This is a genomic window from Bdellovibrio sp. HM001 (assembly GCF_055397275.1).
The window spans coordinates 1,888,075-1,903,586 of sequence record NZ_AP029174.1 but is presented as its reverse complement, the minus strand read 5'-3'; the positions used below and the strand labels follow the sequence as shown (position 1 = coordinate 1,903,586).

The following is a 15,512-nucleotide window of genomic DNA, read 5'->3' as shown; positions in this document are numbered from 1 at the left end:
TGACCTTTTTGGATCTTTCTCTATATGATCACGGCCTTACATCGAGGCACCGCTTGGCTAAAGCTAAAAAAGAAAAAATCGAATTCCCTAAAATCGAATGGCGCGAATTTTCCCCGGCTCCCATTATTGGTGTGGACGAGGTGGGTCGTGGTTGTTTGGCGGGGCCGGTTTATGCGGCGGCAGTGATCTTCAAGTCAGAGGCGCTCAGTGATCTGGTGACGGACTCGAAGCTGATATCCGAAAAACGTCGCGATGAAATGGCTGAGTTGATTTTGCAGGAGCACCATGTGGGCATCGGCTTCGCAACGGTGGAGGAAATCGACGAGTTGAATATTCTTAATGCCTCACTGCTGGCGATGAAGCGAGCGGTTGAAAAGCTGGGTGTTAAGAGTGGTCATGTACTGGTGGATGGAAATAAGAAAATTCCAAACCTGCGCGGATTTGAACAGACCACGGTTGTAAAAGGGGATCTGCGTGTGGCGCCGATTTCTGCAGCCTCCATTGTGGCTAAAGTGACTCGTGATCGATTGATGAAAGATCTGGGGGCGCAGTATCCGCACTATGGATTCGAAGTTCACAAAGGCTACTCCACGCCAATCCACAAACAAAGTATCGTCACGCACGGACCGTGCGTTGCCCATCGCCGCTCCTTTGCCGGCGTCAAAGAATACGTCCGCTAAATCCTCATCGTCACAGGTGTGCGCCCCGTATTGGGCGCATGAGCGCGGACTGCTATCTGAAAATCACGTTGTAAAACACTATCAGCTTCAGCATTTTCATTTGCTTGGACAGAGGGTGAAAACACCTTTTGCTGAAGTGGATCTGCTTTTTCGCGCTCCCCAGGGGCATCTTCTGATGGTTGAAGTCAAAACGACGAACCTGATGGACTTTCAACCATTTCGAGTTTCGCAGAAGCAGAAGGCGCGTCTTCTGCGGGCGATGCAGTTTTTGGCAGCCCGTTGGGATGTGTTGGTGGAGATTCACTGGGCCTTTGTCACAAAAGAAGGTGAGATCACGGTCTTTGAGGACATCAGTGGTTGACTCAAACTGAGGTTTTCAGGGGACAATGATGTATGAAGAAAATCCTGACCGTCTTAATCCTGGTGATGATGCAAACTCAAAGTGCCGAAGCGCAGTCTTTGCGAAACTTTCTGGCAACCTGCGGTTGGGGAGTCGTCGGAGGAGCTGCGCTGGGAGTGGTCAGTCTGGCCTTTGAAGACAAACCCAGTGAAAGCTGGAACAATGTGGCTCGTGGGGCTTCGTTGGGATTGTATGCCGGGATCGGTTACGGTCTTTATGCCATGAACAAACAACCTGCGACCTATCAGCAACCGGACTTCGCGATCATGCCGACTTTTGAAAAAGGGCAGATTGATGGGGTTCGTGTCACCAAGACCCTCTTTGATTTCTAAAAAATATTAGACCCTGAGCGAAGCGGAATTGGCTTAACACAGAATTAGAAGCCGTAAGAATCCAAAGCCTCTGGTGGCAGAGCCGGTTTTGGATTTCCGTCAAACGTAAACTCAAAGTTCAGTTTGAAGTTAGTGTCACCACCTGTGACCTGATCATGGATGAAGGTGATCATCATGCAATCGCCCGGCGGTTTGAATTGGGCAATATAGGCCCAGGACTTCACCTTGTCCTGTGTGGTGGACTCGGCCCAGTTGGCGTCATAAACGAATTTCCCCATCAAGTTGATGAAGCGCGAGGTGAAGCCCGCAGAGAAAGTGTAATCTTCCTGGCGATCGCTGGTGTTGACGGCTTGTCCCGGAGTGATCTTGTACTGACGGGTTAACTGCACCTGGAAGAATTGGCCCATATCGTTCAGCAAGCGCACGCGGGAAGAGGCGTTGGTCACGTTCTGATAAGGGAAGTAATTGAAGATGGAGTAGGTCTGGAAGCGATCCAGGCGCACGTCCAAAGTGGCCGTCACATCCGACCAGGGCTCTTTGACGCCCACTTTGTTTTCCTGGGTGCCGTCATACGATTGAGCCAGCTTTAAATAGCCCACCTGACGGTATTCAGGGCGATCACCAATCCAGCGTTTTTCCGTGATTTTGTTAATCAAAGCCAGGGTCACAAGGTTGCGGTCATAGACGCGGTCATAGTAGTCAAACTGCACGCCATAATCGCTGGCAATATCCAGATCAGTGATACTGTCACGAGCCGTGTACGGCGCATCTGAAATGGATCCAGTTCCAAAGAACGGGCTGTCGTCCTGAGACACCCATGGCAGGCGCGAATAGACAACCTCTGGAATGATCTCGTGCTTGTAGCGGGTGGCCTTTGAGTTGACGGTGTCGCCATAAATGCGGCTCAGATTCGTGCGGGCTCCAAGCTCAGTGCGAACATAGCGACGGGCAAGGTATTGATCTTCATCAACGTTAAAGCCGTAATGGGTTTCGCGATAGCTGATCACCGGAATCACATCCAGACCGTCACCAAACTTAATCGGATAATAAAGGGCCGGCATCACGTCCAGACGTTGTCCGGTGCGGATCTGATCCACGGCGGGATCGAAAGAGCCATCATAGATTCTTCTGCAAGTGGGGTCGTCCTGCCATTTGGGATCGTTGCAGGTGTTTTTAGGGAAGCGAAGTTTATTCCCGCCAACCATCTGCTCGGTCATGTCGTCATAAGCCTGACCCGAGCGCGTGAAGTTCACATAGGACACATTGACTGAGTAAATAAAGTTCGTGTCACCGATGTTTTCCTGTGTCTGGGAAAAACGCAGTTCGGGAATGCGATGAACCGCATCGTCATTGCCAGACAGGGGATTTCCCTGAAGCATGTTCACATAGTAGGACGTATCCACGCTGTAGTGTTGATCCAGGGTGTTTTTCGTGAAGGAGGTGCGATTTTCCATGGCCGAGTCGCCGTGGTTCATCGTTTCGTTCGGGAAGTCCTTTGGGTATTGCAGGTCGCTGGCCAGATTCAACTGGGCTCGGTGAACGATTCCATCAGGCATTTCATAATAGTGATCATAGCGCAGGAACCAGCGCTCCAGTGGATCGTTTTTTTCATCCGGCGTGCGATATAGATTCAGTCTGTCATCTTCAGCAAAGGCCTTGTCGAAGATGGTTCCAAAGTTCAAAGTACCGCTGGAGTTTTCGCTCAGCAAATAGCGATACTCCACCAAACCTTTAAGACCCCTCTTGGTGTAGTCTTTAAGTTCAATGGTGGCATCTGTGCTGCGAGAAATAGCCCAGAAGTAGGGTTGAGAGATGGCGATCCCCCCTTTGTCGGACAATTCAAAACCAGGGGTGAGCAGGCCGGACTGACGATCACTCTTCAGCGGAACGATCAGGTAAGGCAACCAGAAAAACGGAACCGGGCCAAGGCGTAGCACGGCATTCTTGATATATGCATAGCCCCCCAGCTCGGCGCGAATGGTGGATCCCGAAAAACTCCAGGTCGCGGGGCAATTCGTGCAGGCGGTGTAGTCTGCTGAACTGACAATGAATTCCGATTCTCCGGTTTTCTGCAGGAGTTCACCCGAGAAGCTGACCGGGCCGGACTGCACATAGCCGTTATAGATCAGGCCGGTGTTGTTTTCGTAATCCAGGAAGATCTGATCCCCGGCAATGGTGTTCTTGGCATCCATGATCTCCACATTGCCGTAAAGCTCCACCTGGCGGGATCTTAAAGAGACGCGGGCCTTGTCGGCCTTGATGTGCTGTCCCTGATAGACCAGCTGAATGTTGCCTTCCAGATCCACCAACTCCTTTTCGTTGTCACGGAACATGTGATCGGCATTGATCAGAATGCCATGGATCTTCGCTGCAGGCTCTGCGGCCCACAGGGGAGACTCTGTCACCAGGGACAGGAATAAGAATGAAAGCAAGACGATCCAGCGATGAAGCACCAAAGTATTCTAGGGATGGTTTAGGGCCTTTGTCGAGGTGAAACTGGCCTCTTTTTGGACTCAAAATGTCATGAATTCTGTCCGTTAAGATAAGGCACATAACTTAATCCAAGAGGTTTACACATGGAAGTCAAACTCCTGCTCGACGGTGATATCACTGTTGTGTCTTTGAGTGGTCGTATTGAGATTGAAAAAACACAATCCTTTAAGAAAGCCTGCCTGCAAAACTTTTCTGACAGAAAAGTCGTGTTTTGTATGAAAAACCTGCATTTTGTGGGGTCTTCCGGGATTCAGTCTTTCTTCGGTGTGCTGAATGATTTGAACATGGGTAAACAAATGAGCGTGAAAATCGCGGGTTTGACCCCGGATTTTCAACGCCTTTTCTCTTTTTCTGAATGTTCAAGTTTAGAAGTGCATGAAAGTATCGAAGGGGCTCTGCAAAGCTTTTAAGCAGTAGGCCCTTCCTGTTTGCGCAATTCGTTTAGTTTCTGACTGAGCTCAAGGTTCAGGCGCTCCAAAGCCGCCGCAGCGACCTTGAGCTTTTCGTTTTCCTCATTCTTGGCAGTCCACATGTAACGCAGGCTTTCGAGTTGTTCTTGGGCCTGATAATTGTCTTTCTCAAGCTTCTGAATCTTCTCTTGATCCTCCATCACACGAACCTGCAAGTCTGCATGTTCAACCCCCAGCTTTTGATTTTGGCGGGACAGTTCGCTGATGCGTTCTTGCTGGCGTTCGATCTCTTTCTCCAGGCGATCCTTGATCTCCTCTTTGGTGCGGCGAAGTGTCACAACTTCATTTTCCAATGTGTCCTGTCGCTCCAGAGCCGCGTGAAGCTTTATGGACTTCACTTCAAGTTCTTCTTGAGTTTGGTGCAGCATCGCCAGCTCTTTATTCATGCGTTCAATCTGTTCTTCATAGAACTGAACCATTTCTTGAGCTTTTTTCTCGGAGGCTTCAACTTGGTAGCGGGAGTTTTTTGTGACTTCGATGATCTGGTGACGAAGGTCACGCAGAAGAGCTTCTTTGTGGGCGTAATCGCTTTCAAGTTCCTGCAGACGCAGATCCTGAGTGCGAGAATATTCTTTCAACTGAGAGATGTAAGGCTTCACCTGTGTTTTGATGCGCTCATGGTATTTTGCATGGCGAGCCAGTTCCGTTGTCATATTACGAACTTTTTCAGTCAGGGCGCGCACTTTTTCGCCTTGAACTTCTTTTTCACGCTCAAGCTGATCAACTTTCTGGCGCCAGATATTGTCTTTTTCTTTCCACACCAGAATTTGATCTGCGACAGAAGATTGGGACAGGCGGGCTTTGTTGGCCTCTTCGCTGAAGCGTTGATTTTCCGTTTCCAGCAATGAAAGGCGGCGCAACGTCACTTTCAGACGGGCCATCAGGTCTTCATTCTGAGAGATTAAGTTTTCAACGGTGGAAGATTTCAGGATCTCTTTGGGAAGATGACTGAAATCATTCTGACGAGGCATCTCGTCAGGCAAAGGAATCTGACCCACAGATTTTTGATCCCGGGTTGAGTCAAAGTCTAAATGTCCCAATTTCGCGGTCTGGAAAGAATCGGTTTCCATAGCCCTCCTCCATGAAGTCTAGGTCGCCCTTCGTCCATTTTCTCAGAATGATTCGACTTTAGTCAAACCAACCCACTAAGACTGGACCAAGGTATTAACAAAAGGGCTCAATATCGAAGTTAAACTGCCGAAAAGAAAGGATATGTCAGTACCAGCGCTTAAAGATTCTACCGCCCTTGTTGAAGAAGTGAAGAAGAAGGAAGAAGGTGCCTTCTTTGATATGAGCGTGGATAAAGCTGATCTTGGTCGGCCGGACTCATTGCGCTACAACATTCTGACCTGGGTTTTAGATGAGCGCTACGACAAGGCCATCGACGAACTTAAAGACTTCCTTGAAAAGCCTTCTGAATATCCCAATTTTAAATCCAAAATTACACGTTTCATTAATCATTCCATCGATTTAATTTACGCAATTAAAGCCAAAAGAAGCTTTCCGGGCATTAACTCACTGACTCGGGCCAAACAGCAGGAATTGCGGGAGAAGTTTAAAGAACACTTCCGCGAATTGCAGTATGTTCTGAAGGTTGTTGAGAAAATCCAAAGTGATCTGCGAGTGCAGGATGTTCGTTCGACTATATATGTGGTGAAAGCGGCCTGGTTTGCCAGTTTGGCAGTGATCGTTCTGGCATTCTGGTTGGATATCGTCAACGGTCTGGCAAAGACCAGCGTTTTGGTCTTCGACGATGCTTTTGGTAAGTTGGCCAACTTCTTGGCCGAAACAATCGGCTTCTAGGGCACACCGTATATTCATTTTTAGCTGCGTTACTGCGTCGGCGGCGTACTATTTATTAGTACGCCTTTTTCCTTGCGCCTTGTAAAAATGAATATTGCGGCGTGCTTGGGTAATTCTGGTTTATTTTTTTAGAGTTTTATAGGCGGCTTCCAGCACTGGGATCGATTGGGCGCCGTTAAGGACTTTGCCATTGATGAAGATGGCTGGGGTCCCCTGGATCTGAGCCACTTCGCCTTCTTTGGCGTTCTTTCTGACAATTTCAGGAATTTCAGTGCCTTTTACGCAAGCTTTCAAATCATCCAGTTTGATACCCGTTTTAGTGGCAATGGATTCCAGATTTTTATCCAAATTCATAGTGCGGATGATTTCATCCTGATTCTCAAAGATATGGTCGTGAGCCTCCCAGCCTTTTTGTGCCAACTTTTCAGAGCACAATGCAGCTGCTGCCAGTCCACAGGAAATACCATCACCACCACCTTTGATAGCTTCGTTGCAGGTGCCATCCAGAGGGAAAGGTTTGTAGATCAAGCGCACATCCGGATGATTTTTAGCAAAACTATGTAAGACCGGCGCGGCGTGTTTGCAGTGAGAGCAGCGGAAATCGGCAAACTCTACAATCGTCATCACGGGTTCGCCCGAACCTTTTTGGAAGCTGAGGCCCGTGGTTAGGTCGAAGTTCTGCTGCGGCGCCACCTGCCAGTAGGCAACGCGTTCTTTGGCCATTTTTTCGATGTCAGAAAGGCCATGGCTTTCAAGGTACATAATATTTGCCAGGAAAGCGAAGGCCGGGATCGCGATCAGGAAGCCCAGAACCCACTTTTCGGTCGAGAAAACATCTTTGATGTCGTTGCTGATATTTTCAGCAGAAACATCGCGAGCTCCCATCCACGTAAAGATGAAACCCAGGATGGACAGGATGTAAGTGGCAATGCAGAAGATGCAAAGGTTGCTCATCGCGGTGATGGAAATCGTACCCATTACGATGGAAGCCAAAACTGTTCCGGCAGAAAGCAAAAGTGCATAGCGGGATGTGCGTTCTTGGTCCTCAACTAAGTTGAAGCGCGTGACTGCCAGGAAGTAGAGCAGAACCAGGTTGGTCATGACTCCCCAAAGCGCAATAGGCACTCCCAGCAGAGATGAGAACTTGCTGGCACTAACGGCATCACAGTTCAGAACTTCATTAATGTTGCAGAAGGATTCTCCACCAGAAAGGCCGAACTTCACGTCATAGTAATGAAGAGTCAGGTAGATGTGCACACCGACACCGATCAGGGTGACGATCATAGCTAGAAGCAGGGAAGTGTTTTTGCTGGCTGTGTTTTTCATGCTTTCATTGAATCTTAGATTCGTGTTTGAAATCAATGGAAATTATGCAAAAATCTTTGCAGCGCTATCAAGGAAGACAGCTTGAACGACCTACAAAAATGGATTCGCATTAGAAAAGACCTTTACCTGCAGATGGAAAAGCAGGTTCGCCATCGCTTGGGGCAGGACACCCCTGAGTTGATGCGTTATCATAAGGTTTACGAAAAAGAGTTCTCCAAAAAATGGACCGTTTCAACCAAAGAGGCCCTTTGGGAACAAATGGCTGCATCCCAGGTCGTTATGATTGGGGACTTCCATGCCCTTCATCAATCGCAAAAGGCCCAGGCGCGCATTTTGCGGAATATGCCTACGGACCGTAAAGTTATTTTGGCGGTGGAGTTCTTTGAAGCGGCAGATCAGGAAAGGATAGATCGCTATCTGTCTGGCAAGATGTCAGAAAAGGACTTTCTAAAGGCCACTCAGTGGCAGTCCAAGTGGGGATTTCCTTGGGAGCACTATCGTCCCTTGTTGCGGTGGGCGCAAAAACACAAGGTGCCAGTTTATGGTATTAATCGCACCTACAAAAAACGCAATGCAGCCACTTTGAAGTCCCGGGATGTTTTCGCGGGAAGAAAGATTGCTGATCTGGTCAAGGCGCACCCTGAGGCTCTGGTGGTTGTGATCTATGGGGATCTGCATTTGGCCGCGGAGCATATTCCGGCAGAAGTTGTGAAGATTCTAGGGCCCGCCTTTGCAAAGAAGATACTGCGGGTGTTTCAAAACTCTGAAAAAATATACTTCCAGCTTCTTAATAAGGAGCTGGAGTCCTCAACCGACTTGGTCCGTCTTTCACGCAACATCTTCTGTCTTATGAGTGTGCCTCCGTGGGTGAAGTGGCAGAATTATCTGATGTATCTTGAGCAGACCTATGATCTGGGGTTGCACGACGACGACGATGATGATGAGGATGATGATCTTTTGGATTACACTGATCACGTCGGACGTTATGTGAAGATCATTGCTGATGAGCTGGGTGTTGCCGTTTCCACCTCGGGGCTTTCTGTTTATACCGCGCGGGACAGTGCTTTTTGGAGCCAGGCGAGAGAGCACTATGATACAAAAAAACTGCGCTGGATTGAAATGTTGATCGCAGATGAAAGTTCTTTCTATTTGCCAGAAATTGGAGCGGCCTATTTGGCGCGGGGAACTGTGAATCACGCGGCTTCTTTGGCCATGCACTTTGTGCATGCTCAGATCAGTGAAGAAAAGCAACTTTATGTGGATGTCCCGACTGATTTTCTGCGCCTGATCTGGAAAGAGGCTGTGGCGTACTTTGGCTCCAAGATGATTAACCATAAGCGCAAAGCCGATACAGTGGCAGATATCAAAGCCAGCTTGTCTGTGCGGGGGCCCTCGGATATCGGAAAAGAGGCATTGCAGCTTGCTCTAGCGCAGAAGATGCATGAGTTGATGGTGATCACCGGAGTGCCGGGGCATCGTTTGCAAGCTCGCCCTAAAAAGAAGTGGAGCTATGTTTTGGCGGCCACATTGTTGGGGGGGATGATGGGAGAGCGTTTGTTTGGTGGCTACCGAAAGAAGCTGGTGAATCCTGCCACATTGGTTAGTTTTTTGAGGAAGCCTTTGGCAAGCCCTCATTTCAATGTCGTCTATTATGAAGTGCTGGAAGTGATAGAGTCCTTACCAGCCCCCTTCCTGAGTAAAAAGGAAAAGCTATGAATAAAGACTCGTGGTTCTATAATAAAAATCTGAAACCCCAAGGCCCGGTGTCTTTGGAGGAAATGCGTCTGCGAATCTACAAAGGTGAGATCGGCCCTCACGATTTAGTCTGTCATGACAAAACAGGGGAGTGGAAGCCGGCCTGTGAGTGGGGTGTATTTGAGCAGACCTTATTTCCTGCGGCTCAGAAATTCATTCCTGGGAGCGATGTTGCCGTGGATGAAAAAGAGTGGGTTCTGCTGGTGCCTTCCGAGGATGGCAAGAGTCTGGTTCAAGAAGGGCCTTATTCGGTTCGCGACATCAAAGACTTCGTGAGACAGCAAAGAGTGTCCCAGGAAAGTCATGTCTGGAAGTCGGGCTTAAGTGGCTGGTGTAAAATTCAGGATCGACCTGAATTCATTTAGTTCAGAGCGTCCTTAAGGTCTTTGCCCGGCTTGAATTTTGGGATGTAGGCACTGGGAATTTTAACGGTTTCGCCAGTTTTGGGATTTCGCCCCTGGCGAGCCTTGCGGGATGTTCTGGTGAAAGTGCCAAAGCCCACAAGTTTGACCTCTTCGCCGTCTTTTAAGGCCTCTTGAATGGCCTCTAATGTGGCATCAAGGATCTGTTCGGATTGAGTTTTGGTTGTCTTTGTTTTTTCAGCGACCAGTTCCACCAATTGAGCTTTATTCATTGCGTTTCAATCCTTGTCTCGAAGACCGCTAACCTAAGATTCGCTGAAAAAATGGTCAAGTGAAATGAGTGAGTCGGGTCCAGGATGTGATGCGGTAAAACGAGTTCTGTTAAGTGTCATCCTTTAAATTTTCGATGTTTCGTTGGATACTAGGGAACTTCATTGAGGGGGGGCTGTGATGCTTTTGGTGGCGTTATTATTTCCGGTGTTTGGTTTTGCTCAGCAAACATTGAATGCCAATCTTTATGATTTGAAATCCAATCAACAGAAAAAACTCTTTACCTTGGACATTGCGGTCACGCCCACTGACGTCGGCGCATTCAGTACGCAGGCACAGTACCGGGATCTTGAAGGGAAAGTGGCTGTGACCGAAACAGGTTACGTCAAAGAGGCCGAGATTCAAAGGTACGAAATTCAACAGAATCAGACGGGCGAAGTGGGGCGCTTCCGCGTTGAAAATGGCCGGATTTATTTTGAATATGAAGGCAAGGGTAAGAAAAAAACTTCTGATGAAAAGGTCAGTGGGTTCGTTCTGAGCACCTCTAATTTCAATGCTTTTGTGGCAAAAAATTGGGAGCCGTTAAGTCAGGGGAAGGCCTTGGATGTTCGCTTTGCTGTGTGGGATAGGCTGGAGACCGTCGGGTTCACCTTGCAAAAGCGCGGTGAAATGGAAAAAGACGGAGAAAAGTGGATGGAGTTGCGCATGAAGCCCACAAGTTTTGTGATCGCGGCCCTGGTGGACCCTATTCACTTGTGGTATTCACATGCCGACAAACAACTGCGCCTGATGAAGGGGCGAGTTGCGCCGAAGCAGTTGCATAACGGGAAGTGGAAGGATCTGGACGCAGAAGTGATCTACACCAAAGCCCAGAAGACAGTCTCAAAATAATACAGTCTCAATTCTTATCGGTTTTTGCCGATAAGTGAGACATGAAAAACCAGAACTCTTTATTCATTGTTTTTTGTTTGTGTCTGACGGTGGGGCTGATGGGCGGATACGCCGTCCTTGTTGGGCATTTCAATGGGCATGAAGAGTATCAAATGCGCCTGGCAAATCTGCAGAAACAGGTGGAAAAGGAAAAATTTAACAACTCTCTTTTGAGTTACCAGTTAAAGGATTTCCAGCAAACGGTGGCGCAGGTGCTGCCGGACAATAAAACACTTCAAGCAAAGTATGAACTTAAGAATTTGGCGGCCGTTGTTCGTGCGCCGGCCAGCGAGGATTCGCTGGATCTGTCCGGAGCTCTTTATGAAAAGGGCAAGCGTTACTTTAATGGTCAAGAGTATGATCGCGCCATTCGTGAATTTAATAAGCTGATCGAAACCTACCCATTGTCTCAGCACAATGTAGAGGCGCGTTTCTTTATCGCTGAAAGCTATTTCCTTAAAAAGGACTATCGCAGCAGTCTGGGGCAGATCGATGAGATGGTGACCCAGTATCCACAGCACGATCTGACAGGCTTTATTCTTCTGCGCATGGGGCAGATCAGTGAGATGAACAGTCAGACGGAAGAGGCCGCGGAGATCTATAAAACAGTCGCTAAAAACTTCAAAAACGAAAACCTCAAGAAGCAGGCGCGCAAGCTTGCGCAAAGTGTTGAATAGTCATGAAAAAGGTCGTCCGGGTTCTTATTTTTTTGATGGCTTTCCAGATGGAGATTCGAGTGCGTGCCGCAGGCGATGTGATGGAGCAGCCGTCGAAGTGCCTTAATGAGGCCTTAAATTGCGCCCTGCAAGTGACCGGAAATTCTTTTCATTTTGAAAAAGGTGAACAAAAACTTCATGCCTCCGGCGGGTCAACTCTGGTGATGAGCAACCCGCAACAGTGGCGCCTGGTCAAAGGGGTCCTGTGGGTTGAAAATGGGCAAGGTCTGGAGGTAGAAACTTTGTTTGCCTCTTTTAAGGCGAGTTTTGGTGAGTATTGGGTGCTGCATTCAGAGTCCCGGGTGTTGGTGCGAAATATGTCGGCTTCTTTAAAAGTGACTCTAAGAGACGGAAAGACGCTGGAGATTCCTGAAGGCTTTGAGGTCTGGGTGTCCTCGGTAAACTCTCAGGGAAAATCTGATTATGGAATGATTGAGCCGATCAATATGAAAGAGCACCTGCCTTTGTGGAACTCCCTTTATCGAGGAAGTAAAGAGTCCTTTGTGAAAGAGGTTCGTCACTACCGCGAAAATTGGGGTGATTTGGTGCAAAAAAGCAGTCGCCTGTACCGCCAGCTGACAGAGAGGGAGATTGCCTCGGTCGCCGCGAGGGAGCAGGCCGAAGAAGCGCGCCGTCAGCGCAAGGCTGCGGAAGACCGCAGGGTTAAAGAGCTCTATCGTCAGCGCGTGTTTGAGCGCTAGATAAAGGTCCTGATTTTAATTTACGATCCATGTCAGTTGCAGTTTCTGCCTGGTCCTCATGTTAATCTGAGGTCTGGGAGGATAGGATGTCTTCTATTTCATCATCGGATCGTGCACGCCAGGACGAAAAGATTCGTAAGACTCGGGAAGAGTATGAGAATCGCGAAAGCGAAAATGCCAAACGAAAGAACGCTGAAGTTAAACGTTTGGAACAGCGTCACCACGACGAAATCAAGAATATCACTGATGAATATGAAACTCGCATCGCCGAGCTCAAAGAGCGCAATCGTGAGACGCTGAATCAGCGCGACTATGAGAATAGCAAAAAAATTGATGAAGTTCGCCAAACCTACCGCGAATCACTCCGCAATAAAATGGAGGATTCCTACAATGCCCGCGAACAGCAGAGAGCCAGCTACGAAGGGGCTCTGAAGAAACAGAAGGAAATCAATGAGGCCCAGAAACAGAATTTGGTGGGACAACTGAATACTGAAATTTCAGGTCGTGATGAGCGTTTTGTTGAGGCAATTCAGGAAAATCGTCAAAAGTCGCAGGAAGCAATTCACAACAACACACGCCGTTTGAATGAGGCGCATGAAAAAGAGCGTGATGCCCTGTTGAACAGTCATGACGAGACCTTGCGCTCGAAAGATCGCAATAGCAAAGAAATGCGCAAATCCTACGAGGCTCGCTTGAAGCAGAGCGAGCGCCAGCGTGAGGCGGACAATTCCCGTTGGTCTCAGAAATACGGGGACTATGTCGTCAATAGCAAGCAGGAATATGGCGAAAATCTGGATATGAAGCAAATGATCATGAATCAGGAGCGCGAATCGATTCGTGATAAGTACGAAAATGCACTGGAGAACAAATCGGCTCAGATGGACTCACAGAATCAGGATTTCCGTGATTCCGTCAATGGTCGCATCAACAGCCAGATTCGTTCCCGCGACAGCCAGATTCAGCGTCTGAATGGTCGACTGAACAATGAAATATCCAAGAACGAAAGACTGCGGGGTATTGAGCGTCGCAATCTGACTCAGGCCTATGAAAAACGATTGGCTTTATCTGAAGAGCAACGCGAAGGCGCAGTGGATCAGATGAAGGAGATCAACAATGAGCGCATTGGGCGAGTGCTGACGGAGAATCAAAAGCTTTTGCGCAATACGGATCGGGAAAATAAGTCCCAAGTTAACATTATGAACACCCGCCATCGCGAGGAACGTGAGAACCTGATCTTACAGCATAAGGATCAGGTGACTCAAGTGGCGAACAATGCGGAGTCTCGTGTTAGCAAAGTCATTGATTTGACCAATAAGAATCAAGCCCAGTTGGAGCGTTACTATGCGGACTCTTTGGACGTTATGAAGTCCAACTATCAGGACCGTATGGATGTGGTTCGGGAAAAGAACTCAGCGGATCATGCGGCGCTAAATAAGGCTATGACGGAGCGCTTCAGAACAATGGAAGCCTCTTTTAATTCCAAGCTGGAAGAAACCATTAAGCGTTATGAGGACCGTATCGCCGCCATCCAGGACAGCCAGTCCCGCGAGTTGAAGCGTCTTGAGAATCTGCATTCAACTCGTTCTGGAGAGCAGGAAAAGGCCAGCAAAATGGAAAAAGAGTCTTTGCAGATGAAGTACGAGGCCAAGATTGCCCAGTTGAATCAGTCGCACCAAGATCAACTTGATAGAATGAATAGACGTCACCAGGAAGATATGCAAAACTTGTCTGTGAAGATGAGTTCATACAGCAGGAAGGCGTAGATTCAATGTTAGCAGATCGTCGTGCAAAAATTGTGGCCACTATCGGGCCGGCGACTCGTGACGAAAAAAATCTGGAAAAAGCAATCAAGGCGGGCATGAATGTGGCTCGCCTTAACTTTTCCCACGGCAGTCATGAAGATCACCTTAAAGTCATCAAATCCTTGCGTAAATTATCCCAGGAGCTTCAGGCTCCCGTGGCGATTCTTCAGGACTTGCAGGGACCTAAAATTCGCGTTGGAAAATTTGAAAACGGATCCATTGAGATCAAACCCGGGGATCGTCTGGTGGTCACCACCGCTGCGGTGGTAGGTAAGCCAGGGCTGATTCCATCGGACTTTAAAGAGCTTCCGCTGGCCTGTGTGCCGGGAACTCGCATTCTTTTGGATGACGGTCTGATGGAAATCAAAGTCCTTCAGGTGCGTGGTGAAGAGCTTGATGTGGAAGTCATTTACGGCGGTATTTTGAAAGACCGTAAAGGGATGAATTTGCCGGGAGTGAATCTGCCGGTGGAATGCATGACTCCAAAGGATATTGAGGATCTTGAGTTCGGTCTGGAAAACAAGGTCGACTATGTGGCTTTGAGTTTTGTTCGTCATGCGCGCGACATTCGCCAGTTGCGTGAAAGAATTGAAGCCAAGAACTCCAGCGCAAAGATTGTCGCAAAAATTGAGATGGTGGAAGCTATTGAGAATCTGGAGGAAATCTGCCGCCTGAGTGACGCTGTCATGGTGGCGCGTGGGGATCTGGCAGTTGAAGTTGGGCAGAGTCGTTTGCCTGGATATCAAAAGCGCATCATTCAGGTATGCAATCTGCTGGGTAAGCCGGTGATCACGGCAACTCAGATGCTGGACAGTATGGTGGAAAATCCTCGTCCAACTCGCGCGGAGATCACAGACGTGGCCAACGCCGTTTTGGATGGCTCTGATGCATTGATGCTTTCGGCGGAATCCGCCAGCGGGAAGTACCCTTTCCGTTGTATCCGCACCATGCATGAAATTATCACTGAAGTTGAGCGCAACGAAGAGGAATACTATAAGATCTCTTTGGAGAATGAGTTCCTGAGCACGCCGGCGGCGATTGCAGCCAGTGCTTCTTTGAGTGCTTTGAAACTCAATGCGACGGCGATCATCTGTCTGACGACGTCAGGTAAGACGGCCAATATTATTTCGGCCTTCCGTCCGAAGGCGCGCATTATTTCCGTGACCCAGCATCTGGATGTTCTTAATGGTATGGAGCTGGGCTGGGGTATTCAGACCCATGCGATCAAGCCCTATAAAACCATGGAAGATATTCTGCGTGAGGTGGATCAGTTATTGGTTTCTCACGGCCTGGGTAAAACCGGTGATCGTGTGATTTTGACCCTGGGGCAACCGATTGCCTGCGGAGCAAAAACCAACTCTATCTATGTTCACACGGTGGGTGGAGAGAGCGTGGCGAAGCTGCCAAATGAAAAGCTGCCACTGCGTTGTCAGGAAATTCCAGATATCGAGTAGATTTTTTCTGAAGAAAAG

Annotated in this window: 16 protein-coding genes; 12 read left to right on the top strand and 4 right to left on the bottom strand. The window is 48.5% G+C overall.

Annotation, left to right across the window (positions count from 1 at the left end; genetic code table 11):
- The first annotated feature begins 53 nt into the window (after positions 1 to 53).
- From ACZ5ZZ_RS09095 to ACZ5ZZ_RS09085, 3 genes are read left to right on the top strand one after another with little or no spacing between them, the layout of a single operon-like run.
- On the top strand, positions 54 to 680 hold the full coding sequence (locus tag ACZ5ZZ_RS09095; protein WP_464130761.1) for a ribonuclease HII: 627 nt from the start codon (positions 54 to 56) through the stop codon (positions 678 to 680).
- A 16-nt stretch (positions 681 to 696) separates the two neighbouring features.
- Entirely contained in the window at positions 697 to 1,041 is a 345-nt protein-coding gene (locus ACZ5ZZ_RS09090; protein WP_464130759.1) for a YraN family protein, read from the top strand.
- A gap of 32 nt (positions 1,042 to 1,073) precedes the next feature.
- A complete protein-coding gene (locus ACZ5ZZ_RS09085; protein ID WP_464139011.1) occupies positions 1,074 to 1,412 on the top strand; it encodes a hypothetical protein in 339 nt (112 codons plus the stop codon).
- Positions 1,413 to 1,456: 44 nt separating this feature from the next.
- Here the strand turns inward: ACZ5ZZ_RS09085 and ACZ5ZZ_RS09080 are convergent, their stop codons facing one another.
- Positions 1,457 to 3,865: an LPS-assembly protein LptD gene (locus tag ACZ5ZZ_RS09080; protein WP_464121328.1), complete on the bottom strand. Its 2,409-nt coding sequence runs from the start codon at positions 3,863 to 3,865 to the stop codon at positions 1,457 to 1,459.
- A gap of 123 nt (positions 3,866 to 3,988) precedes the next feature.
- On the opposite strand from ACZ5ZZ_RS09080, the gene ACZ5ZZ_RS09075 reads away from it, so the two are divergent.
- A complete protein-coding gene (locus ACZ5ZZ_RS09075; protein ID WP_464121327.1) occupies positions 3,989 to 4,315 on the top strand; it encodes an STAS domain-containing protein in 327 nt (108 codons plus the stop codon).
- Here the strand turns inward: ACZ5ZZ_RS09075 and ACZ5ZZ_RS09070 are convergent.
- Positions 4,312 to 5,445 carry a hypothetical protein gene (locus ACZ5ZZ_RS09070; protein WP_464121326.1) on the bottom strand — a complete coding sequence of 378 codons (1,134 nt, stop codon included), beginning with the start codon at positions 5,443 to 5,445 and terminating at the stop codon, positions 4,312 to 4,314. The two genes, ACZ5ZZ_RS09075 and ACZ5ZZ_RS09070, sit on opposite strands and share 4 nt — an antisense overlap.
- Before the next feature lie 142 nt (positions 5,446 to 5,587).
- Between ACZ5ZZ_RS09070 and ACZ5ZZ_RS09065 the strand changes: the two genes are divergently transcribed.
- On the top strand, positions 5,588 to 6,178 hold the full coding sequence (locus tag ACZ5ZZ_RS09065) for a hypothetical protein (protein ID WP_464121325.1): 591 nt from the start codon (positions 5,588 to 5,590) through the stop codon (positions 6,176 to 6,178).
- Between the two features lie 120 nt (positions 6,179 to 6,298).
- Here the strand turns inward: ACZ5ZZ_RS09065 and ACZ5ZZ_RS09060 are convergent, their stop codons facing one another.
- Entirely contained in the window at positions 6,299 to 7,504 is a 1,206-nt protein-coding gene (locus ACZ5ZZ_RS09060) for a vitamin K epoxide reductase/DsbA family protein (RefSeq protein ID WP_464130755.1), read from the bottom strand.
- Positions 7,505 to 7,585: 81 nt separating this feature from the next.
- On the opposite strand from ACZ5ZZ_RS09060, the gene ACZ5ZZ_RS09055 reads away from it, so the two are divergent.
- Together ACZ5ZZ_RS09055 and ACZ5ZZ_RS09050 are read left to right on the top strand one after the other, a co-directional pair.
- Positions 7,586 to 9,220, top strand: a complete 1,635-nt coding sequence (locus tag ACZ5ZZ_RS09055; RefSeq protein WP_464139010.1) for a ChaN family lipoprotein — start codon at positions 7,586 to 7,588, stop codon at positions 9,218 to 9,220.
- A complete protein-coding gene (locus tag ACZ5ZZ_RS09050; RefSeq protein ID WP_464121322.1) occupies positions 9,217 to 9,624 on the top strand; it encodes a DUF4339 domain-containing protein in 408 nt (135 codons plus the stop codon). Before ACZ5ZZ_RS09055 ends, ACZ5ZZ_RS09050 begins: the two co-directional genes overlap by 4 nt.
- On the opposite strand, the gene ACZ5ZZ_RS09045 is transcribed toward ACZ5ZZ_RS09050, so the two are convergent.
- On the bottom strand, positions 9,621 to 9,893 hold the full coding sequence (locus ACZ5ZZ_RS09045; protein ID WP_347356264.1) for an HU family DNA-binding protein: 273 nt from the start codon (positions 9,891 to 9,893) through the stop codon (positions 9,621 to 9,623). The two genes, ACZ5ZZ_RS09050 and ACZ5ZZ_RS09045, sit on opposite strands and share 4 nt — an antisense overlap.
- A 178-nt stretch (positions 9,894 to 10,071) precedes the next feature.
- On the opposite strand from ACZ5ZZ_RS09045, the gene ACZ5ZZ_RS09040 reads away from it, so the two are divergent.
- The 5 genes from ACZ5ZZ_RS09040 (at position 10,072) to pyk (ending at position 15,494) form a co-directional block, all read left to right on the top strand.
- Positions 10,072 to 10,782 carry a hypothetical protein gene (locus ACZ5ZZ_RS09040; protein ID WP_464142379.1) on the top strand — a complete coding sequence of 237 codons (711 nt, stop codon included), beginning with the start codon at positions 10,072 to 10,074 and terminating at the stop codon, positions 10,780 to 10,782.
- 41 nt (positions 10,783 to 10,823) lie between these two features.
- Entirely contained in the window at positions 10,824 to 11,498 is a 675-nt protein-coding gene (locus ACZ5ZZ_RS09035; protein WP_464139008.1) for a tetratricopeptide repeat protein, read from the top strand.
- 2 nt (positions 11,499 to 11,500) lie between these two features.
- A complete protein-coding gene (locus ACZ5ZZ_RS09030; protein ID WP_464139007.1) occupies positions 11,501 to 12,238 on the top strand; it encodes a hypothetical protein in 738 nt (245 codons plus the stop codon).
- A gap of 86 nt (positions 12,239 to 12,324) precedes the next feature.
- Positions 12,325 to 14,001, top strand: coding sequence for a hypothetical protein (locus ACZ5ZZ_RS09025; protein WP_464139006.1), 1,677 nt, complete (start codon positions 12,325 to 12,327; stop codon positions 13,999 to 14,001).
- Positions 14,002 to 14,006: 5 nt separating this feature from the next.
- Positions 14,007 to 15,494 carry a pyruvate kinase gene (pyk, locus tag ACZ5ZZ_RS09020; protein ID WP_464139004.1) on the top strand — a complete coding sequence of 496 codons (1,488 nt, stop codon included), beginning with the start codon at positions 14,007 to 14,009 and terminating at the stop codon, positions 15,492 to 15,494.
- The last annotated feature ends 18 nt before the right edge of the window (positions 15,495 to 15,512 follow it).